Origin of the sequence: Robbsia andropogonis (genome assembly GCF_034047095.1) — a bacterium.
Classification (GTDB): Bacteria; Pseudomonadota; Gammaproteobacteria; order Burkholderiales; family Burkholderiaceae; genus Robbsia; species Robbsia andropogonis.
In genome coordinates this window covers 185,401-206,007 of sequence record NZ_CP139168.1, presented here as the reverse complement: position 1 = coordinate 206,007, position 20,607 = coordinate 185,401, and the positions used below count along the sequence as shown (strand labels likewise).

Below are 20,607 nucleotides of genomic sequence, written 5' to 3'. Positions count from 1 at the left end.
AGTAGCCGTTGAATTCCGGTCGAATCGCGGTCTATTTTTTTGTTACGGTAACGGATTAATAGCAACCGTCCGGTGTGCGCGAAACGATTTTTGGCGCTCCATGTTCGACAGGGGGTTTTCTTTGCGCGGCCGTCCTCTCGGTCGTTTTACGTTACGCCGTCCAATAACGAAATATCGTCTGCGTGCTCTGGTACAGCTATGATCTTCTCCGCTGAGTCAGCATTCTTTACGTTACTGTAAGGTAAATATCCGGAATTTATACGGAAGCGACCGCAGAATGAGGCTGATGATCGAGGCGTTTAGGCACTAGTTCGTAACGCCCGGCGTTGACCCGATAGACGACATCATTTCAGTTACCCAAGAAAGCTGGCGAATAGCGTACACTTCAATACTGGTTATTTATACAGCACCAAGGTATCCGCATGGATCGTCGCTTTTACTGCAAGGCATGACGATGTCTCTTCTGTTCCCGTCTACCGCTGAGCAGAGCGCCGTGGTCGATGCGGCCCTGCAGGGCGGCGATCTCAAAGTGAAAGCCTATGCCGGCGCCGGGAAGACCTCCACGCTTGAGCTGCTCGCCAGCGCGATGGGCGAGCGGCGCTGCAGCTACCTCGCGTTCAATAAAACCATCGCCGAGCATGCACGCCATAAATTCCCGGCATCCGTGAACTGCCGGACCGTGCACTCGCTCGCCTTCGCGTCAGTCAACGCGGCACTTACCGCACGGCTCAATTTACCGGAAGAAGCACCTCATCAATTAGCCGCGCGTTATAAGATCCAGCCAATTCGGGTTCCATCGGTAACGGGACGAGATCTCGATCTCGAGCAATTCGATCTCGGAAGGATGATCATTGAAGGCTTGGGTCGGTTTTGTCGTTCAGCCGATGCTGTACCGCTCGCTGAGCACATCGTCGTCGACGAGAAGGTTGACGAGCGCGCGGCCGCCTGGCTGCGCTCCAATCTCGTGCCCCATGTGGTCCGACGGTGGCAAGAAAGCGTTGATCCGAAAGGACGCAGCGCCATCATCCCGGATGTCTATCTGAAAGTCTGGGCGCAATCCAACCCGAAGATCAACGCCGACGTCATCCTTTTTGACGAAGCGCAGGACAGCGATGGTGTCATGCTCTCTGTGCTCAGCCGTCAGAAGCATGCGCAAACGATTTACGTCGGTGACCCCTACCAGCAAATCTATGAATGGCGTGGTGCGATCAATGCGATGGCCGCGATCGAGGCGCCCGAGCGCCGGCTGACGCAGTCATTCAGATTTGGCTCACAGATTGCAATATTGGCGAGCGAGATTCTGCGCGTACTCGGTGAAAAAACACCGGTTCGGGGCAAAGAGAATCTCGGCTCATTCGTGGTCTACGATCCGTCCATCCAGCCTCCGGTTGATGCGGTTCTGTGCCGCAAAAACGTCACAGCCATATGGGAGCTTGCCTCGGGCGTGGTCGCCGGCAAAAAGCCCGCGATTCGGATGAGTGCGGCTGAAATACTCGCCTACGCGGACGGCGCCGATTCCCTGATGGCCGGCAAGCGAGCATTCCGTCCGGCTGCGTTCTCGCTTTTCGAGACATGGAAAGAGGCGCAGGATTATTCGCGCAGCGTCGCGGGCCGCGACACGCAACCGATTGTCGAGTTCATCGACGAATACGGTACGAACGGTTTGCGCAGCCTGGTGCCGATGATCACACCCGAGGAAAAAGCGGATTACGTCATCTCCACCGTTCACCGTGCCAAGGGCCTTGAATGGGGGCGCGTCAAGCTGATGAACGACTTCCGCTTTAGAAAGGAGGATGGCAAGACGGCCTTGGACGAGGATGAGCTACGATTGTTGTATGTCGCATGCACACGCGCAAAGCACGTCTTGGATATCACGGAGATCCAAAACGAATTGGCATGGGCTCTGATAAACGGGTCCAAGTAAGCGCCCCCTAGACGCTTGAATAAAACGTTACGCCGTAACAATTTATGATGTCACCGCATTTTTTACGGCGTAACGTGTTATTAAAGCGTCGAGCGTACGGAGTGTCCGCCGCTATGTCCCGCGGAGGTGGGGCGCAGCGACAAGGTGGTGAGTTGGCTGTTCCGTTTCTCCCCAGACCTCTACTCCCTATTCGACGTGGACAGGCTCGATATCAACACGGCCCCGCACGACGTTTTATGACCGCCGAAAGCGATTGCCTTCAGGCCGCTGCAACCGGTTTAGCGTACTTTGCAGTCCGTTTTCCGAGACGACCCCTACAGGTAAGAAAATTTTCAATATTCTTACCTATTTGCACCAGAACGCCTTAACCGGGCTCCGGTCTTTCCCGGAATCCGCACGAGTTACGCCTAGTGCACACCCGTTTAGACGTTCGGGTGTCAGGAAGTACGAGAGAACCAATTTGGCAGCGTGGGCACGGAACACGCTGGCTGTCGTGGCGAATCCACTCGATCGCCGGTGAGGTGTCGGCGTTTGCGGCGAGTTCGAGAGCAAACTGGCTTGGCCTTTCCGCTGAGACGAGTACCGTGCATCGGTAGCGAGCTCTTGTTAGCCCGACATAGAGCAGTCGGCGCTCTTCCTCAACTGGATCAGTAATCCGTGGCAGCACGAGGTCCCGAAGCCATTCCGCTGGCCGATCATCCGGGAAGCCCCGGAAGCCCGAGTCGAGACCCGGAATGATCACGAAGTCTGCCTCTAATCCCTTGGAGCCATGTACGCTCATCACAAGGATTGTCAGGCATTTCTTGTATCTTTCCTTGAGGTCGTCGAGAAATTCGTCGTCCAGGCCCTCAGGCGCGCTCGAATCGGTCTGAGTTCTGCGTAGGATCTGTACTAAGGAAATTTCGTTCTCGGCCGGCATCTTGCCATGTACCGCCGCGGCTGTGGCGCGAATGATGTCTTTTCCGGTTTGCGCGATGAGATCAAGCTCGCTGATGAGCGCTTGTCGCCGCTCAGATGCTGTGGCTCCGTGCTCCACAATCCGAACGGTGTCAGAGACCAACGGATAATGCGATTTCACATCTTTGTCGAACTGGTTCTCGTTGTGCATGACCAATCTTCGCGAAACGTCGGCAATACCCTGGGTGCACCGAAATGTTTTGCTCAGTTTGAGGAGTTCAACATGACGGCGGAAATATGCTTCGGCGCCTGTGAAGATGCTGACGTCTGAACCAGCGAACCGATTGATTGTTTGCCAGTCGTCGCCAACGCAGAATAAGATGGAATCATCCGGAGCCTGATCGAGGACTGCCTTCACCAAATTCGCTCGAAGGGCGGAAATGTCCTGGAATTCGTCCACCAGAATAAACCGGTACGGTACTTTCACCTTCTTTTGCGCGAGCAGGCGCTGGGCATCGCGGAGCATGTCCGCGTAGTCTATCCGCTCCGGCGTAGCACTGAGGCCATGCAGTGCACGTTCGTATTCATCGAATAGTCTGAATGCCACACGCAGAAAGAGCCGGGCCCGATGCGGGTTCTCGGAGTTTGTGCCAGCTTGTGTCACTTCATCCTTCGTCAGTCCCGATTCCTTGAAGCTAGTGACGAAGTCAGTCAGAAGTCGTTCGTGTTCGTTAGACTCCCGAAAGCTGGCAAGCGCTCTTGCTGCAATCTTCGGGCTCGGCGATCCAATCGTGATCCCTTGAGATTCCAAAGAGGTTCGAAGCTTGTCGAAGATGGTGCCATCGTACAGGTCGGCCGAGCGCGTTTCGAAAAAGTGGATCCCCTCACTGGTGGTGCTTGATGCTTCGCCGACCCACGCTTTATACATATTACGCTTGCCTTTTGCCTGCTCGACGTATCGCTTTCCGCCCAGCCATTCGGGAGCGTTGCCGCTCGAGTCGAGTGCAAAGTGTTCGTGGACGATCCGTACTGAACCAGGGCTGCCGTCCGGTAGCGTGCGCGTGGCGCGGTAGGTGAAATCTGGGGTGTACGGCGGTCTGCGACTCGTCGGCGTCTTCGGCCGTAGGCCTAGACGCTTTCCCCCCTCCCAATCCGCAGCCTCATACTCAAACGGAATTCCGTGCATCAGCAACCAGTTGGCGATGCTACGTTCCTGAAGCGATCGAACGTAAAGCTTGTCCGAAAATGTTGGAATCGTTGGCTCGTAGGGTTTTCTGGACGCGTTATTCTTCGACCGGATACGCTCACGGCAGCATTCCTCGTAACGCCGCTCGCACTCCTTGAGGTCTTCTGTTGACCCGAGCGGTTGCGGATCTTCGTAGCCGGCTGTCATCATCCACTCTACCAGTGCCGTCTGGAATGTGGGGTCGTTCGCGAGCAACCCGTCGATGGCAGCTTTGAGAACACGACCCTCCTCCTTGCCTTCTTCTTTCAGCACCCTGGGTTCGTAGTCCGCTCCGTAATGCTGCAGAAGAATCGACAATCCGAATCCATGAAATGTTTTCGACGCGACGTTCACGCGACGTCCAAGTACTGGCGCGAGCTTGCCATTCAACCGTTCCTGTAATTGTCTGGCTGCATCCTTGTTGAAGGCTAGGGCGAGGATCTGATCATCCCGGAACAGACCCGCTTTAAGGGCGAAGCCAATTTTACCGACAATGCACGAACTCTTTCCGGAACTGGCGGCGGCGACGACAATTGTGGCATCGTCAAACGTCAACGCGGCATCCACCTGTTCTTTCGTTAGTGGGCTGTTCTCGACGTTCCTAAAGTAGAGTTGCTCGTGGTGGGCATAGTGCGACACAAACATTTCATTATGCAAGTCGCGTGTCTTAGGCCAGTCCTTCAGATAAGGAAAGAGTGCGTCCATGCGAACACGGAGTGCGGCTACCCGCTCTCTCTGATTGACATTGAGCAGATGCCACGCCGTACACGTCGCTAGTCGTGAGCGAATGGACTCAGCACTCTTCAAATAAGATTCAGCGAGGCGCTGGCCTCGAGAGTGACGTACGTACGACAGTTCGGCGTACGTTTCGGATTTAGCCGCCTCGATAGCCGTCACCTGAGCGGTCAGTTTATCCACGAACTTTGTCATCGCAGTTCGGGCAGTCTCGATGATCGCTCGCTGAAGTTCAGTCGCACGGGCAGGCTTCGCAATCAGTCGGAAGGTAAAGACTTTGTGATCACTGACGACGTCGATCTGCAGTTGCGTCACCCGGAATATCGACACGGGAAACGGTGCCGGCTTCTCCTGAACATTGCGAACAGAGAGGAGATGATATGTTCCTTCGTTAAAGCAGATAGTTGCCGGCTCCAGTTTGATGGCCTTCCGTTTGCGAAATAACATCCACGCGAAACGGCGCTTCTCGGTAAATTTATAACTATTGTTCATTGGTCTTGGTCGTTGCTTTCGTCGGCCAGAGCAGAACCTAGTCGACGCCTTCGCGCTCCCGTCCCACTGATATTTCAATCGAGTGTCTATGCGTAATGCAAGTGGTTGGGAGTTTTCAGATCATAGGCCAGAAATGTCCGCCATACCGAGGGAAGTTCAAGCTTACATCTCTGCTGTAAGTCGTTTCGAGGCAAGGTCAGTTTATTAACTGACCTACTCTACAGCCGTTTCGGACTAGTACTGGAGCCGGTCAAACAATGAAATTCGGATCGCCTTCGATGATTAGAAGGTCGGTGATCAGTTAGTTAAGGCGGTCCGGCCGTACGATCGTCGGTCCCACGAAAATCAACTTACGCAGCGCTGCCTGCGGCCCATGCGGTTGCATCCGGAAGTGCGGTCGTCGCCAATGCCCTCGAACCTCGTGATGCTCTCCGTCTCCCCCAAGGGACGGTGCCAGCCCCACATCCAGGATCGCCGGGCCAACAATATGCCGGTCATAGAGTTGTTCGATCTCAGCCAGTCGCTCGGCGCGCCGGCGCTTGCCCAGCCCATTGAACTGACGCGGTGCCTTGGTATACGCCTGCTCGTGTACGATCTGCGCATCTCGCGCATTCAGGTACAGCAACATTTTGATGCTGTAATCCATGGCGCCGCGCCAGAGCGCAAGTGTCTCCCCATCCTCAGGGTCCCGTGAGTTGCGAAAGGATTCATCGAGCAGCGCATGAATGGTTTTATCTGGATCGTCCAACGACAAGCTGATGACGTCCATCGCGCCGGTCGTCGCGCTATCCTGGCATGTCCACGCAACCAGGTCGAGCGTCTGTTCGGTGCGAAAAATGGCGATCGCCTCGACATCACCGGCCTTCTTCCACCGCGACGGTTCAGGAATAATGCACACCGTGTCGGCAGGCAGCGTGATCATTCCGACCGGCACGTCGTCAGCAATGTAAGAGTCGTCGAGCAGGCGGTGCAATGGGGGTGTCGGCTCATAGAACACACCATGACGCACCTCAAATGCAAGCCAGATGATGCTGTATTGCGCGATCATCCGGACCTGCATGGCGTTGAATCCGTCTGCCCCGTTAGGCAGTATGTCCCGGATGAACGGATCGATGAATCGCATCAGCGCAAGCACCCCTTTTGTCCTTAGCGCCTGAGTGAAGCTCTGCGAGTCCACCGCGTCTAACGCGTCCCGTGCAGCGTGCCACGCTTTCATTGCGCCACTCACACGATACCGCACGAGGCCCGGCAAGCGAGCGAGCTTCGGGTTGGCTGTATCACTACTGCGGCTGATCGCCTCGATGAGCAAGGCGCGAATCGTTGCTTGCTGCTGACGGGTTTCTTCTTCCGGCGTGGGCGCTCGCTCCACCAGTGGCTGCGAGCGGCGACGTTTGCGGTACTGGGCGATTGCCTCTGGCGCGTGCCGCACCTCAATCTCCATGGCGCCGGCCTGTCCACGATGCCGATCGTCCCACCCGGCTTCGAGGCGCAAATCACGGAACGCCATCTTTACGGCTGCGGGCGACGCGGGCACGCCCAACCACTCGATGAGTCTAGGGCGGATCTTCTGCCAGATGTAGTCAAGCAGTTCATCTGGGTCTTCGCCGTCCATCGGACGCACGTGACCCGCGCTCAACCATAGCGTGACCCCTGGTAAGAAACCGGCGCACCGTAGAGGTTGGCCATCCAGCGCCATCGAGCCAGACAGTACCACCTTGAAAAGGTCGCCGGAGGCAAGCATTGCCCCATCAGAAAGCACAACGTGCTTCCCGAGCGCAAAGCGTAGCGATTCAATTTCAACTTCCAGCATGCTTGCGTCGGAAGTCAATGGCGGTCGATTCATGATCATGTAATGCAAGAATGTGGAGAACGAGACTTATCTTGAAAAACCTTGCACCTCGATCCAGCCGTCGCTCGCCAGCAGCGCGGCCGATGTTCAGCGATCGCCCCAAATGGCTGGTCAAGGCCTGCTGTACTTTCTCCGATTGCGCCAAGTCCAGCGCGTTGACCTTGATAAACGTGTAGAGATGAAAGGTTTACGTAAAGCTGACGGGCAGCCTGCATCAGCACTGGTTTTTATGTGGCTTTCCTCGCACGGACACGCCATAGCCAGTAACGCTCACCGCACAGACACACGAACATCTGGTCCAGATGCCAAGTGTTCGCCTTGCGCCCGGTGACCTTCACTTGTCAGGCAAAGTGATCGCCGAATTTATCGCACCATCGTCGGATCGATTCGTAGCTCACCACGACGCTGCGCTCGAGCAACAATTCTTCGATATCAAGAAAGGTCAGCGAGAAGCGAAAATACCAGCGCACCGCGAGGCTGATGATGGCAGGCGGAAAGCAATGGCCGCGGTAAATAGACGAGGTTGTCATGCGTCAAGCTTACTCTACCGCTTCGACAACGTGACAATGCTTTCCATCGTTCCCCGGCCCTCTCTGACGAAACTGTGTGGCATTTTGGTCCAATATTTTATAAATCATGAAATGACTAATCGTTAAGAATGCTTAGCTGACGAAAGTCGTGTTGGCACTTTTCTAGGGCGGGCGGGTAATTCGTTTACGTCAACAAGTTGCCACCTATCGCCTCGACGTCTTATTATGTTGCAGCATAGTGCCCGTTTTCTCTAGAATGCGAAACGCGCAGTATAAGAATAAAATGTGAACGGAGCACGCGATGTCGCAATCCCTTAGCCAGCTACTTCAGGGCGGCTACTCGCAATTCCAACGCATTATCAAACTCGATACTCCCGCCGGACCCGACCGACTGGTTCCCCTCTGGGTGAAAGGTTCGGGCCACCTCGGGAGAGACTACGAATTCGTCGTCGAAGCGGCTGCCCTGCGCACCGGAAGTCCAATCGATGCTACCACTCTGCTCGGCAACGAAATCGCATTGTGGATCCAGCAAGCTGACGGTTCGTACATGCCGATCCACGGCTATGTGCACGACCTCACGGAACTTGGTGGGGATGGTTCTTGCGTTTTCTACCAACTACGATTTTCGTCGTGGCTGTACTTTCTGCGCCTGCGACGTGATCAACGCGACTGGCAAGAAGTCACCGGTGAACGTATCTTGTCGGACGTTTTTTGTCAGCACCCTCAGGCAAGAAGCAAGGGTTTCAGGTTTGCACTGCGCCAGGCAATGCCGTCATACTCCTATCGCATGCAAAGCGAGTTCGATCTGAATTTCGTCTACCGGAGCATGGAGGAGGCTGGCGTCTTTGGTCGTTTTGAGTTCGCCGATGATGGTCGCTCCCACACCCTCGTGATTATGGACGATGTGTTCAATGTGCCTGCGCTTTCAGAGAGCACCGTTAAGCTCGGGCGCGCGGGCGGCAATGAGGATTTTCACGGGTTTGTGTCGTGGCGCCAGCGGCTGCAACTGCACAGCGCGGGGCTGACAGCCGCTACGTTCGACTACAAGCGACCGACTGTCGAGCAGCGCGTGCAGGTGGCTACCTTGGCGCCGGATTCGGTGCCCGTCGACGGTGAGGTCTACGACTACACGGGCGCGTACACCTGGGGCGAGCGAAAGGACGGTGAGCGGCAGGCCCGCACGCGTGTGGAAGCATGGCAGTCGCAGATCCAGCGCTTTGATGCCATCGGCGGCCTTCGATCAGCGATGCCCGGCTATCGCTTCACTCTCGACATTAGCGGCGCGAGCGCCAGCCCATCATCGCGGGAGAACGAGTATGTGATCCTTGGCGTGAAATGGGCCATCCGTAACAACGTGCCAGGCATGAACGCGTATCCGTTGTTTGACGATAGTCTGCGTCACGAAATGGAGGCGATGGCCTCCAGCGAGTCGGGGGCGACCGTTACCCATTCGGACGGTAGCAAGGGATTCTTCCAAGTACGCGTCGAGGCTCAACGCCGTAGCACGCCATTCCGGTTGCCTCGGGAGCACCACAAGCCGCAAATGGCGCTGATGAACGCAATGGTCGTTGCCAATGGCAGTGAGGAGGTCCAGACCGATCGCCTGAACCGCGCCAGACTTCACTTTCCGTGGTATCTCAATGCACAGTCCTCCTGCTGGGTCCGCACGGCGTTTGCCGACGCGGGTGGCCAGCGCGGCGCTGTTCATCCGCTGCGTGCCGGCGACGAGGTATTGGTGGACTTCGTCGGGGGGGACTGTGACCGGCCAGTCATTGTCTCCCGTGTGTTCGGAGGTTCAACGCAGCCGACTTGGCACACGAATGGCCTGCTCTCCGGGCTTCTCTCGAAAGAATATAGTGGGAGCGGATATAACCAGCTGGTCCTGGATGACTCCACTGCCCAGAATCGCGTGCATCTCTATTCGAGCAGCTACCAGAGCCATCTGCATCTGGGCTATCTCATCCAGCAAAACAACAACGCGCGAGGCGCTTTTCTGGGCAGCGGTTTTGATCTGAAGTCTGATGCGTACGGTGCCGTACGTGCGGGCCAGGGGCTCTTCGTTTCCACCCATCCTACTTCGGCCTCGCAGCCGCTTGACACCAGTGCAGCGTTCGAACAGCTTGCAGGCGCGAAGCAGGTTGTTGACACCGCGTCCCAGGCCAGCACAGCAAACCAAGCTGAAGGCCTGGAAGACGGATTGGAATCACTCGATAAGTTCGCCCAAGCAACGCGCTACAGCCGATCTGGCAGCACGGCAAGCGGACGCACTGCGGGCGGTGGCACGGGCACCGCAAACGGCTTCGGCACGCCAGTCATGTTGCTAGCAAGCCCGGCCAGCATGGGGCTGTCGACGCAGGACTCACTGCAGGCGACGGCGAGTCAGCATGTGAACATCGTGAGCGGTCAGAACACGAACATTGCCACGGGCAAGTCGCTGCTTGTTGGTGCCATGGAAAAGTTCAGCCTGTTTGTACAAAACGCCGGCATGAAACTGTTCGCCGCAAAGGGGAAAGTGGAAATCCAAGCGCAGGGCAACGCCATGTCGCTGTCTGCACTGAAGGACCTAACGATCACAAGCTCGACGGGTCGGGTAGTCATCTCGGCCGACAAGGAAATCTGGATCGGCGCAGGGGGCTCGTACATCAAGATCACGGCCGAGGCAATCGAGAACGGCACGACGGGCTCCATCTTGGAAAAGTGCGCGAGCTGGGACAAACCCGGCGCTGCGTCTATGCGGGTGCCGGCAACGCTCACAAGCGTCGACAAGGGCTGCTCATGGAAAGCTGCTGGTGCGGCCGCTGATAGCGCATCGGTTATGGAGCTGGATTGATATGATCGAGAATAGGTCGCATTCTAGCGAAGCCGCAGTGGTGGAAACAACTGTACTCGCGCTGCGGGACTACTTTACCCGGCATCGTGCAATGCACTGCCTTGTGCTCGTCGATCCGCAGCCGCGTGCATTGCAGCAGCCGGCAAAAGGCAAGCCCTCACTTGCAGCGCTTCCGCGCGCAACGATAGCGATCAAGCATGAAGCATTTCCGGCCGACCACCAGCCCTATCTGCTATCTCTAGACCCGACGAAACCACACTTCGGCTGGCTTTTGGGCGAGAGCGTGCGCGTTGCGCTTGCGGATCGCCGTCCGGACGCGGTGAGCCGCGGGCCGGGACAGCGGATTGGCGGCTGGCTGGCGACTGCCTCGAGCGCTGATGAGATTGCGGTACACCTCTCACAGCACGCGCTACAAACCGACGATCGCGGCAAGACGTGCGTACTTCGGTTTCAAGACTCGCGCGCGTTTGGGCTGCTGTGGCCTTGCCTGACTTTGATGCAGCGTGAAACGCTACTCGGGCCGGTCAAGACCTGGCATGCACTCGACGCAGGCGCACGCCTAACGGCGTACACTGGCCTATACGACGCGATGGTGAAGGACCTGATGCTCAAGCCGGAACAGTGGGCAGCGATCCGGCGGCATGGCATCGTCAACCGCGCGATCGCACTTCATATGAATGCCACCGACCGGCAACCGACGCCCGAAGAGATCGGGGTCGCTGTGGCAGCAGCCGGGCGTGCACATTTGTACGGACTCGATCGCGCCGATGCACTGTTTTTCATTGACCAGGCACTCACCTGGCATCCGCATTTTGACTCGCATCCGCGGATCCTGAAGGCGCTCGGTGAGGTTTCGCGCGACTATTTCTATGCGGCCGCGGCAGGTGAACTGTCAGAGCAGGAAATAGATGAGATAAAAGGCGGGGCTTGGTACGTCAATAACAATATTGGTACATTCACTGCATGACCGACCAGACTCCATGTGAAAACTGCCAGAAGAGTGGCCTGCCAATCTTGCCCGTACGCTATGCCGTACTCCCGAAAAATGCCGACGTGAAGCTGCCAGGCGGCATCACCGGCAACGGCATGACCGATATCGCATTGCAGGACCACGAGTACGGCCTGCGCACGCTGCGCGCAGGATGGTTGTTCCTGTTCTACGAGAAGGGCGCGCGCGGGCGTAACTACTGGCAAGCCTACCGGGTGACACCGGATGGGCGGCTGTGGAAGCAGGACCAGCCGCCGCCGCTGCCGCGCGAGCCGCGTACGGATCTTGCCTGCGCGAAGAAGGGCATCGCTGTGCAGATGGACATGATCGCCATCGAGCAGCCGAAAAAATGCGGCAAGGTGTGGCTCGCCTTCTCCGAGCACGCCTGGCACGACGACATCTTCACGCAATATGCGAAAAACGAGAGTCTGCGTCAGCAGCGTATGCAACTGATCGAGCCAGCCCAGTGGATCGAAGCGCAAACGGATTCAAGTGGGCATGCGGTGCTGGCCACGCAGTCGTCGATCGATGATGTGGTCGAATATATGCCGGGATTCGATCCAAAAGTCTTGAATCCGCCATCGGTCCCGCTGTCCGACGACACCGGCCGCTATCAATCGGCGCTGCTAGCCCGCGAAGCAACGCGTTATCCTTTGTCGATCCGTCAGGCGACTCCCAGCTCCGCCAGTACAGAACTGCTGAAGCTGATGAAGAACGTCGGCGACACTGGTAAGGATAAGTCACATCCGCCGATGCTACTGGCGCTTTGGGATGGCATTGGCGCAGTGCATGAACTCAACGGATTTCGCAATGACGCCGCGAGCATGCTGTCGATTTATGTGAACGAACGCGCAGCCCAAATTGACGCCCTGCAGTCGATCGATGAGGCAGAGGTGATCGTGCGAAACGGAGCTGTCACGTCCAAAAGCCGGATGCGTTCTGCCCTTCAGGCTGGATGGGAAGCCCTCAAGGCTAATCCGTACGCCGGCGATGGCGTGGTTCCGATCACTCCCTTGCAGTCTCCAGAGGAGCAGGCCGCGGCGGATCATCGAATTGAGGCGGCCGGAGATATCAGCCCAGCGGAAGCACGACGTATTGGTGACGAAGCCTGGCCGAGTTATTACAAAAAGCTTAACGCGACGAAGCTTGGCAACTTTCGCTCAAGCTTCGAGCAACTCCAAAAAGATATCGAGCAATTGCAAGCGAAGCGAGCTGCCGATGTGGATGCCTGGCTGAAAGCGCCAGTGCTGCTTGCAACCCTGCACGATTATAGCGAGAACGATATCGGCGACGGTCTCGCTTTCGATGGCGTGGTGGCCGAGGCCATCACTGGCCTGCCGTCCGAGGCAAACGGCGAGAAGATCGTCGAAAAACTGGTCAATCAAACGGACCCGACGCAGCCCACGAGCCTTGTCTGGCGTGCCTATGCTTACAACCAGCGCGAGCCGAAAGCTGAGATCAAGGAACTGCTCGCGCAAGCGACGACGTATCAACCGACAGTGCGTGAGCAGCTCTTTGAAATTGCAGAGTCGATCGGCAAAAAGCTCGAAAAGCTGAAGGCATTTCCCGAGCTTTGCGAGAAAATCGGCGAGGTGGACGAGCACACGAATCCCGTCTCGGCGACCGAAGCGGCGCTCAAGAAATATCACACCGACCGATTGGTCGTCACGACCGGCAACGCGCTGTTCAAATGGACCGGCATAGGCCAAATTGGCGGTGGCACCGGCGAGTACCTAATCCGCGCCGTTTTGATGATGCGCGTGGGCATTAGCAAGGACGATACAGTCAAGATTGTGAAGGAAGCGGTGAAGGCAGAACCTGCGCTGCGAGACGCGTTCGAACGTGGCTACCTTGCGCTCAGGCAAGCTGGCGTTCCCGCGAGAGACGCGTTCGCACGGGCGATGCGGGATCTGGCGGCCGACGAGCGCGGCAAAGTCATGCGAGCGCATTGGGACGCGGTGAAGCTCACCCATGAAGGAGAGGAAGCGGCGGCAGGCATCCGGATCGCCGGCGTGCTGGCAATCATCGAGGTGTTCTGCTTCGGGGCCGCGTTGCTCAAGCCCGACAAGAGCAGCGAGGAATACGCGCTGCTCGTGGCGAGCGGCTTATCGGCCACGTCAGCCTGCCTCACGGCGTCGACTAAGGCGATGACTGCCATGGCAGAGCACGCCGCGCAGACGTTGGCGAATCTTAAGGCGATCACGGGGTATTTGGGTGGGGTATCGGCGCTGATCGGCGCAGTCGTGGACGCAGGCAAAGTATCTGACAACTTCAAAAATCGAAAATATTCGCTCGGGGTGGTCTACGTGTTCAAAGTAGCCTTGGGATTGGGAACCGTATCCGCCAATCTCTTGACAGCATTGTCGTCGTCGGCCCCGCTGATCGCGCGCGTCGGGGGCGGGAAAGTGGCTTGGCTTGGCAAGGTCGGTGCAGGAATTGAAGGGGCGACAGCGCGATCGGAGGCTTTGGCTGCGGGCAAGGCTGTCGACGTCGCAGTGACCAGGGCTATGAACGCCGCGGCTGAGGAAGCCGGAATCGTCATTGGCGAACGTGCTGGGCTGCTGTTTCTGGGCCGTATCGTGCTTTTCCTATCAGGGTGGGAAATCGCAATCGTTATTACGGTAATTCAATTGCTGGTTGCATGGTGGGAAGATGACGACCTGCAGTCGTGGCTTGAGAAATGTGCGTTCGGCAAATCGCCCAATTCACCGCCCTGGTCCGCCGGGAAGCAACATGAAGGATTCGAAAAAGCGCTGAAGGCTGTTGGTCTTCAGGCAGAGGGAGCAAAGGAATGACGACGGAAGTTACGCAGGGTGCCGCACAACTGTTGCGTGGTCGCATCCATAACTTGCGCAAGACGCGTTGCCGCCAGGATTTCGTCTTCACGGCGCGTGACCGCACAAACATGGGCGCAACGGCAATCGCGGCGGGCTTGGCTGGCCTTGGCGGTGTCGCGGCAGGCTTGGGCGCGATGGCGATGGACACGACAGAGGAGGCAGACCTTCTCGAATTTGAACTCGACGGCACGCCTGTTAAGGCCTGGGTGTGGGTGTCCGTGTTTCAGGAAGGAGACGAAGTCGAGGTCGTAGCCGAACCCGGCAGCGACGGTTGGATCGGATACGGCATCCGCCGAGTCAATGACCGCATCGTCGCACTGCATCCCCATTGCAGCCGGGGACGCTACGCGCACTATAAAGCATCGTTTTCGTGGTTCTGTAAGCTAGTCGGGGGATTACTTCTCGCCACTTGGATGTTGATAGCAATAGTCGCCTATTTTAAATCAGTTTCTGCAACAGACATTGTTCCTTTCATATTGGTTTGTCTTGCAGGAGGCCTGCTTGCCGCACTGACCTACGGCATCATAGCCTATCGAATCGCCAGGCGGTTCATGGGCTTTGTACATCTAGCAGAAGGTATCTTCCAAGTGTTCGGCTGGCCGAACGTCAAACACATCGACCTGCCCGCGATCACGAAAAAGACCAAGACGCCGAGCGATCCTGGCGCGCTTGGTGTATTGTATTTCCGATACTAGGTGAACTTGCTATCTATGATGAACCTGATACGCCTCGACGATGATACGGATCATGGCGGAAAGGTAGTTACCGCTTCCGCAACAATGCGGTTCGACGGTCGCTATGTCGCGCGCAAAGGGGACGAGGTTTCCTGTCCCAAGCATCCCGATGTGAAGCCAAACTTAATTCTGGACGGCGATGAGTCGATGACAGATGACGGAATTCCGATCGCGCGGCATGGAGACAAGGCAACGTGCGGATGCCACCTAATTTCGAGTTTGCGCTAAACCATTTTGCTATGCGGCCACGCCGCAAGAGGTCTTTGATCGAACGCCGGGACAGCCTCAACCGACCCGAGAGCGGGAGCGCCGCATGCGCGGCTTAAGAGATTTGCGACAAGCACAGCGCTTCCTTTCGAACTTCGGCCCGATTCGACAGCATTTTGCTCTAAAACGACACCTGATTTGTGCAGCCGAACATCGTCGCGAGCTTACGCTCCGATTGGAATCGTGGCGTCACTTGACGCTCCAGGGCCAAAATCCGTCTGCGTTTTAAACAATGGCCGTAAAGCGCCTCTTTTTCGCTAAATCATCATCAACGTGACAATGCCCCCATTTGAACTCGCTGCTGGACAATGTGTTGTCCTTGCGTGCGGTTTTATCCCAGACCGGAACATGTGGTGCAATTTCCTTCTCTTGGATCATCCAGGCAAGCATCGCCGCTGAGCCATACGCGGTGTCGCCTGCAAGACGTCGAGGTTTGAGATCATGCCGCCGCTCAACGCGGTCAATCATCGTTCTGGTTGATTCCACTTCGTGCGTCCGGTTCGCGGGCGTCGCCTCGACGTCCACGATGATCCCCGCCTGCAGGTCAATCAGATAATTGGTCGAGTAGGCGAAGAACGGCAAGCCACCCTTCGCGGCTGTCCAGCTCGCGGCGGGATCCGTCAGAGATAGCCTCTTTGGAGGCGTCAATGTCTCTTCCTTCTCTGCCACTTCGGTGTTTGCCGAATTGGCTTTTTCCAATGCTTCCAGATACTCCCGCACTGCACGGCTTTGGCCGTTGACGCAGTCCCCGTCGATGGGATCAGAACCCGGAACAGCGCGTACAGAGCTCGCATCGGCTCTAATGATGCTCGCGTCAATCGCGAATCCTTCTCCCTTGACAAGCCCTTCGGACATGCATCGACCCACTACCGACTCGAACACATGGCGTAGCACATCGCTATCGCGGAAGCGACCGTGGCGGTTCTTGGAGAATGTCGAGTGTGCGTATTTCGGCGAACGTGATCACCCATTTCGTAAGCGTCGACCGGAGGCATCTTGTCAGCCGCGTATTTCATGTGGCCGGGTATCGAATGGCGGCATGCCGGTAGTGCCCATTTAGGGGGTGTAAGCCCGACAATGGCATTCGGTTAAGCGCTATGCTAGTTTTCTCAAAAAATCGAGCAAGGTTCCTCTTCCCGATGCCTCATGAAGAAATATCAGTGTTTTGGACAAAAGCCGGCGAACTGTTTGAGCAAACCTGTCAAGCCATGGATCCAATCTGGCGAAAACGTAAGCGCGTGATCGATACCCGGCTGCTGGTCGTATTCATCCTGAAGCTGGTTTTGAGTAGAAACCGGCAGGGCTATGGCAGCAGTCTGTGCGCACTCTGGGAGTCCTGTTCGGACAAAGGGATCACTCTGCCCCGTACCGATGCTGTTGCGGCTTCGTCGCTGTGTGAGGCCCGGCAAAAGCTTCCAGAAGCCATTTTTAAAACGCTCAACAACGAACTGATTTCACTGTGGCATGCTCACCGGGATACCCCGAACTGGAAAGGGCATCGCGTTTTCGCCATAGACGGCTCGAAAATCAATGCGCCCCGCGGCCTGCTGGAATACGGCTATAAAACTCCGCGGGAGACGACCCGGCATTACCCTTGCGGCATGGTGAGCGGCTTGTACAACCTGCAGGAACAACTGATCTACGATTTCGTACTGGTACCCCACAACGATGAACGCCGCTGTGTGCCTGACCATCTGGCAAAACTGGAGGAGGGAGATCTGGTCATTTTCGACCGGGGCTACTTCAGCTACCTGATGCTGCATCAGGTTCTGGCCAGCGGACAATACGCGGTGTTCCGCCTGCAGCAGGGGACCACCAATTCGCAAGTGGCCGCGTTCTGGGGGAGTGAGCGCAGGGACGCCATTATCGAGTACGTCCCGTCGCCCGCAGTGAAACATGGGCTCAAAAAACGCGGACACACCGTGGGTCCTCAGCCGCTTTCAGTCAGGCTGGTGAAGTGCCGTATCGAGGATGAAACCCACGTGTATGCCACGACCCTGATGGATCAGGCCGGTTATCCTGCAGACTGTTTTCCGGATCTGTATCACGGGCGCTGGGGCATCGAAGAGCTGTACAAGATTTCGAAAGAGATCATCGGCATGGAGGACTTTCATTCGCAAACGGAGCGCGGTGTAAAGCATGAGATCTATGGGCATTTCCTGCTGATCAACCTTGCCCGACTGTTTGAAATAGATACCCGCAACCGGCTACCTTCCAATGGCCGGCCAGAGGAATCCTGCCGCACGATCTCATGGCCTCAATCCGGCAAGACGTTGAAGATCAATTTCAAGCATTGCCTGTCTGTTGTCGGACGCCACCTGGAAAATCTTGTTCTGATGGCAGGGCGTACTGTTGCGGACTGGCTGGATAAGGCGATGGCGGCAGTGGCCCGAATCAGGCAACGCAATCGCCCGGGGCGGCGCTACCCGCGACGCTCCTTCAAGCCCCGCACGCGATGGAATTCGTTTGGTGCCGCGCCGAAGCCTTAACCGAATGCCATTGTTGGGCTTACACCCCCATGTTGCTGGCTCTGTGGGATGGCATTGGCGCGGTGCACGAACTGAATGGCTTCCGCAACGACGCCGGAAGCATGCTTCCGCTCTACGTCAAGGAGCGGGCTGTGCAGGTCGACGCCATGCAGTCGATTGAAGAGGCCGAAATTATCGTACGCAACGGCGCGGTGGCATTCAAGAGCCGGATGCACTCGGCCCTGCAGGCGGGCTGGGAAGCGATGAAGGCGAACCCCTACGCTGGCGACGGGGTGGTGCCGATCACGCCTATCCTCTCGCCCGCCGAGCAGGCTGCATCGGAACAGCGCATCGAAGCGGCCGGCGAGATCAGTCCGGCCGAGGCGCAGCGCATCGGGAACGCAGCCTGGCCGAAGTACCGCGAAAAGCTCAACACCACGAAGCTGGACCACTTCCGGTCGCGGTTCGAGGCGCTCCAGCACGACATCGAAACGTTGCAGGCCAAGCGCGCCGACGACGTCGATGCCTGGCTGAAGGCGCCGGTGCTCCTTGCGACGCTTCACGACTACAGCGAAACCGACATCGGCGACGGCATCGCGTTCGATGGCGTGGTGGCCGAGGCGATCACCGGCCTGCCCTCCGAGGAAAAAGGCGAGAAGATAGTCGAAACCCTGGTCAATCAAACGGACCCGACGCAGGCCACGAGCCTCGTCTGGCGTGCCTATGCGTACAACCAACGCGAGCCGAAAGCCGAGATCAAGGAACTGCTCGCGCAAGCGACCACCTACCGCGCGCCGCTAGGCGAGCAGCTCGCAGAGTGGTCGGAGAAAATAGCCAAGGCGTTGGAAAAGCTGAAAACCTTCTCGGAGCTCCGAGAAAAGATTGGGGAGGTGGATGAGCACGCGACGCCAGTCTCCGCGACCGAAGCGGCGCTCAAGAAATATCACACCGACCGGTTGGTCGTCGCCACTGGCAACGCGCTCTTCAAATGGACCGGCATCGGCAAGACTGGCGATTGCGCCGGCGAGTACCTGATCCGCGCCGTGCTGATGATGCGCGTGGGCATCAGCAAGGACGATACGGTCAAGATCGTGAAGGAAGCGGTGAAGGCGGAGCCAGCACTGCGGGAAGCGTTCGAACAGGGCTATCAAGCGCTTCGGCGGGCCGGCATACCAGCACAACGGGCTTTCACGGAAACGATGCGAGATCTGGCGGCGGATAAGCGCGGGCAGATCATGCGTGCTCAGTGGAACGCCGTGCGACTCACGAAGGAAGGCGAGGAAGCGGCCACTGGCATACGAATCGCCGGCGTGCTGGCGATCATCGAGGTGTTCTGCTTTGCGGCCGCGCTGACCAAGGTAGACAAGAGCGGTCAGGATAAGGCACTACTGGTTGCCAGCGGCCTATCCGCCACGTCGGCGTGCCTCAATGCGTCGACGAAGGCGATGACTGCCATGGCAGAGCAGGCCGGGAATACACTGGCAAATCTCAAGGCGATCACGGGTTACTTTGGTGGCGTATCGGCATTGATCGGTGTTGTGGTCGATGCAGAGAAGGTTGTGAGCAACGCACGCGACGGCAAGGCATCCTTTGTCGCTGCCTATATCATCAAAGGTTTTCTTGGTTTTGCCGCCGCAAGCGCGAATCTTCTGACGGCGATGTCATCCTCCGCGCCGTTGATAGCTCGTATCGCTGGCGGAAAAGTGGCTTGGGTCGGTAAGGCGGGCGTAGGTATTGAAGGTGCGATGGCACGGACAGAAGCACTGGCCGCTGGCAAGGCCGTTGATGTCGCAGTGACAGCAGCCATGAATACCGCCGCAGAGGAAGCCGGTGTTGTATTGGGTGAACGCACTATTTTATTATTGCTCGGACGTGCCGTGCTATTCCTATCGGGATGGGAGATCGCCATCGTCATCACGGTGATCCAGCTGTTGATCTCTTATATGGAAGACGATGACCTGCAAGCGTGGCTTGAGAAGTGCACGTTCGGCAAATCGCCGAATTCGCCCCCTTGGTCTGCGGGCAAGCAACACGAAGGATTCGAAACGGCATTGAAGGCCATCGGCCTCCAAGCGGAGGGATCAGAGAAATGACTTCGGATATCAATACGAGCACTGTGCAGTTGCTACGCGGTCGCATCAAGAACTTACGCAAGACGCGCTGCCGCAGGGACTTCGTCTTTACGGCGAGTGACCGCACGAGTATGGGCGCAACGGCCATTGCGGCGGGTTTGGCAGGCCTCGGCGGTGTCGCGGCCGGGTTGGGCGCAATGGCGATCGACACTACCGAGGAAGCAGACCTTCTCGAATTCGAACTCGACGGCACGCCGGTCAAAGCCTGGGTGTGGGTGTCGGTCTTCGAAGAGGGAGACGAGGTCGAAGTGGTGGCCGAACATGATAGCGACGGTTGGCTAGGCTACGGCATCCGTCGCATCAGCGATCGTATCGTCGCCCTGCATCCGCATTGCAGCCGAGGACGGTACGCACACTTCCGTGCATCCGTGCGCTGGTGGATAAGGATTTCAGCTGGGATTTTGTTCTTTATTTACGGCCTCGTCGCCGTGATAGCGCTGCTGCAGTCATTGCCATTGCAAAACTGGACGACGCTTGTTATTGGTTGTGCGTTGGGTGGAGCGGGCTCAGTTCTCATATTGGGGCTCGTCGCTTATCGAGTGTCGAGTAAATTCTCCGGCTTCACTCGTCTGGCCGAAGGCATATTCGAGGTGTTCGGATGGAAGAACGTGCGCGACATTGACCTGCCTGCAATCACGAAGAAGACGAAAACACCTGGGGACCCGGGCGCGCTTGGCATACTGTACTTCCGCTACTGAA

At 57.3% G+C, this 20,607-nt stretch carries 11 protein-coding genes and 3 pseudogenes; 10 read left to right on the top strand and 4 right to left on the bottom strand.

The window, feature by feature from the left end; translation table 11 throughout:
* Positions 1-454: 454 nt before the first annotated feature.
* Positions 455-1,924, top strand: coding sequence for a 3'-5' exonuclease (locus SJQ66_RS12675; RefSeq protein WP_320534361.1), 1,470 nt, complete (start codon positions 455-457; stop codon positions 1,922-1,924).
* 364 nt (positions 1,925-2,288) lie between these two features.
* Here the strand turns inward: SJQ66_RS12675 and SJQ66_RS12670 are convergent, their stop codons facing one another.
* The 3 genes and pseudogenes from SJQ66_RS12670 to SJQ66_RS12660 form a co-directional block, all read right to left on the bottom strand.
* Entirely contained in the window at positions 2,289-5,273 is a 2,985-nt protein-coding gene (locus SJQ66_RS12670; RefSeq protein WP_320534360.1) for a UvrD-helicase domain-containing protein, read from the bottom strand.
* A 301-nt stretch (positions 5,274-5,574) separates the two neighbouring features.
* The gene (locus tag SJQ66_RS12665; protein ID WP_320534359.1) at positions 5,575-7,116 is read right to left on the bottom strand and encodes an AcrVA2 family anti-CRISPR protein; all 1,542 of its coding nucleotides are present in this window, start codon (positions 7,114-7,116) and stop codon (positions 5,575-5,577) included.
* A 257-nt stretch (positions 7,117-7,373) separates the two neighbouring features.
* Positions 7,374-7,652 (bottom strand): annotated as a pseudogene (locus SJQ66_RS12660) (IS6 family transposase); the annotation flags it as partial.
* A gap of 301 nt (positions 7,653-7,953) precedes the next feature.
* On the opposite strand from SJQ66_RS12660, the gene SJQ66_RS12655 reads away from it, so the two are divergent.
* The 6 genes and pseudogenes from SJQ66_RS12655 to SJQ66_RS12630 all read left to right on the top strand — a co-directional run.
* Positions 7,954-10,482 carry a type VI secretion system Vgr family protein gene (locus SJQ66_RS12655; protein WP_320534358.1) on the top strand — a complete coding sequence of 843 codons (2,529 nt, stop codon included), beginning with the start codon at positions 7,954-7,956 and terminating at the stop codon, positions 10,480-10,482.
* 1 nt (position 10,483) lies between these two features.
* On the top strand, positions 10,484-11,449 hold the full coding sequence (locus tag SJQ66_RS12650) for a DUF4123 domain-containing protein (protein ID WP_320534357.1): 966 nt from the start codon (positions 10,484-10,486) through the stop codon (positions 11,447-11,449).
* Positions 11,446-14,265, top strand: coding sequence for a T6SS effector BTH_I2691 family protein (locus SJQ66_RS12645; RefSeq protein ID WP_320534356.1), 2,820 nt, complete (start codon positions 11,446-11,448; stop codon positions 14,263-14,265). Before SJQ66_RS12650 ends, SJQ66_RS12645 begins: the two co-directional genes overlap by 4 nt.
* Positions 14,262-15,002 carry a putative type VI secretion system effector gene (locus SJQ66_RS12640; RefSeq protein WP_320534355.1) on the top strand — a complete coding sequence of 247 codons (741 nt, stop codon included), beginning with the start codon at positions 14,262-14,264 and terminating at the stop codon, positions 15,000-15,002. Before SJQ66_RS12645 ends, SJQ66_RS12640 begins: the two co-directional genes overlap by 4 nt.
* A gap of 15 nt (positions 15,003-15,017) precedes the next feature.
* Positions 15,018-15,269 carry a PAAR domain-containing protein gene (locus tag SJQ66_RS12635; RefSeq protein WP_320534354.1) on the top strand — a complete coding sequence of 84 codons (252 nt, stop codon included), beginning with the start codon at positions 15,018-15,020 and terminating at the stop codon, positions 15,267-15,269.
* Positions 15,270-15,300: 31 nt separating this feature from the next.
* Positions 15,301-15,537: pseudogene (locus SJQ66_RS12630) on the top strand (IS6 family transposase); the annotation flags it as partial.
* A 56-nt stretch (positions 15,538-15,593) separates the two neighbouring features.
* Here SJQ66_RS12630 and SJQ66_RS12625 read toward each other — a convergent pair.
* Positions 15,594-16,250 (bottom strand): annotated as a pseudogene (locus tag SJQ66_RS12625) (transposase); the annotation flags it as partial.
* A gap of 266 nt (positions 16,251-16,516) precedes the next feature.
* On the opposite strand from SJQ66_RS12625, the gene SJQ66_RS12620 reads away from it, so the two are divergent.
* The 3 genes from SJQ66_RS12620 to SJQ66_RS12610 are packed head-to-tail and all read left to right on the top strand — an operon-like array spanning position 16,517 to position 20,606.
* Positions 16,517-17,797, top strand: a complete 1,281-nt coding sequence (locus SJQ66_RS12620; RefSeq protein ID WP_320533958.1) for an IS4 family transposase — start codon at positions 16,517-16,519, stop codon at positions 17,795-17,797.
* Positions 17,764-19,869: a T6SS effector BTH_I2691 family protein gene (locus SJQ66_RS12615; protein ID WP_320534353.1), complete on the top strand. Its 2,106-nt coding sequence runs from the start codon at positions 17,764-17,766 to the stop codon at positions 19,867-19,869. The genes SJQ66_RS12620 and SJQ66_RS12615 overlap by 34 nt, the downstream gene beginning before the upstream one ends.
* Entirely contained in the window at positions 19,866-20,606 is a 741-nt protein-coding gene (locus SJQ66_RS12610; protein ID WP_046154451.1) for a putative type VI secretion system effector, read from the top strand. The genes SJQ66_RS12615 and SJQ66_RS12610 overlap by 4 nt, the downstream gene beginning before the upstream one ends.
* Position 20,607 lies beyond the last annotated feature (1 nt).

What these genes read in the sequence shown, in the direction of transcription:
- SJQ66_RS12675 (WP_320534361.1), top strand. Translation starts at nt 455, where the DNA reads ATGTCTCTTCTGTTCCCGTCTACCGCTGAGCAGAGCGCCGTGGTCGAT.
- SJQ66_RS12670 (WP_320534360.1), bottom strand. Translation starts at nt 5,273, where the DNA reads ATGAACAATAGTTATAAATTTACCGAGAAGCGCCGTTTCGCGTGGATG.
- SJQ66_RS12665 (WP_320534359.1), bottom strand. Translation starts at nt 7,116, where the DNA reads ATGAATCGACCGCCATTGACTTCCGACGCAAGCATGCTGGAAGTTGAA.
- SJQ66_RS12655 (WP_320534358.1), top strand. Translation starts at nt 7,954, where the DNA reads ATGTCGCAATCCCTTAGCCAGCTACTTCAGGGCGGCTACTCGCAATTC.
- SJQ66_RS12650 (WP_320534357.1), top strand. Translation starts at nt 10,484, where the DNA reads ATGATCGAGAATAGGTCGCATTCTAGCGAAGCCGCAGTGGTGGAAACA.
- SJQ66_RS12645 (WP_320534356.1), top strand. Translation starts at nt 11,446, where the DNA reads ATGACCGACCAGACTCCATGTGAAAACTGCCAGAAGAGTGGCCTGCCA.
- SJQ66_RS12640 (WP_320534355.1), top strand. Translation starts at nt 14,262, where the DNA reads ATGACGACGGAAGTTACGCAGGGTGCCGCACAACTGTTGCGTGGTCGC.
- SJQ66_RS12635 (WP_320534354.1), top strand. Translation starts at nt 15,018, where the DNA reads ATGATGAACCTGATACGCCTCGACGATGATACGGATCATGGCGGAAAG.
- SJQ66_RS12620 (WP_320533958.1), top strand. Translation starts at nt 16,517, where the DNA reads ATGGATCCAATCTGGCGAAAACGTAAGCGCGTGATCGATACCCGGCTG.
- SJQ66_RS12615 (WP_320534353.1), top strand. Translation starts at nt 17,764, where the DNA reads ATGGAATTCGTTTGGTGCCGCGCCGAAGCCTTAACCGAATGCCATTGT.
- SJQ66_RS12610 (WP_046154451.1), top strand. Translation starts at nt 19,866, where the DNA reads ATGACTTCGGATATCAATACGAGCACTGTGCAGTTGCTACGCGGTCGC.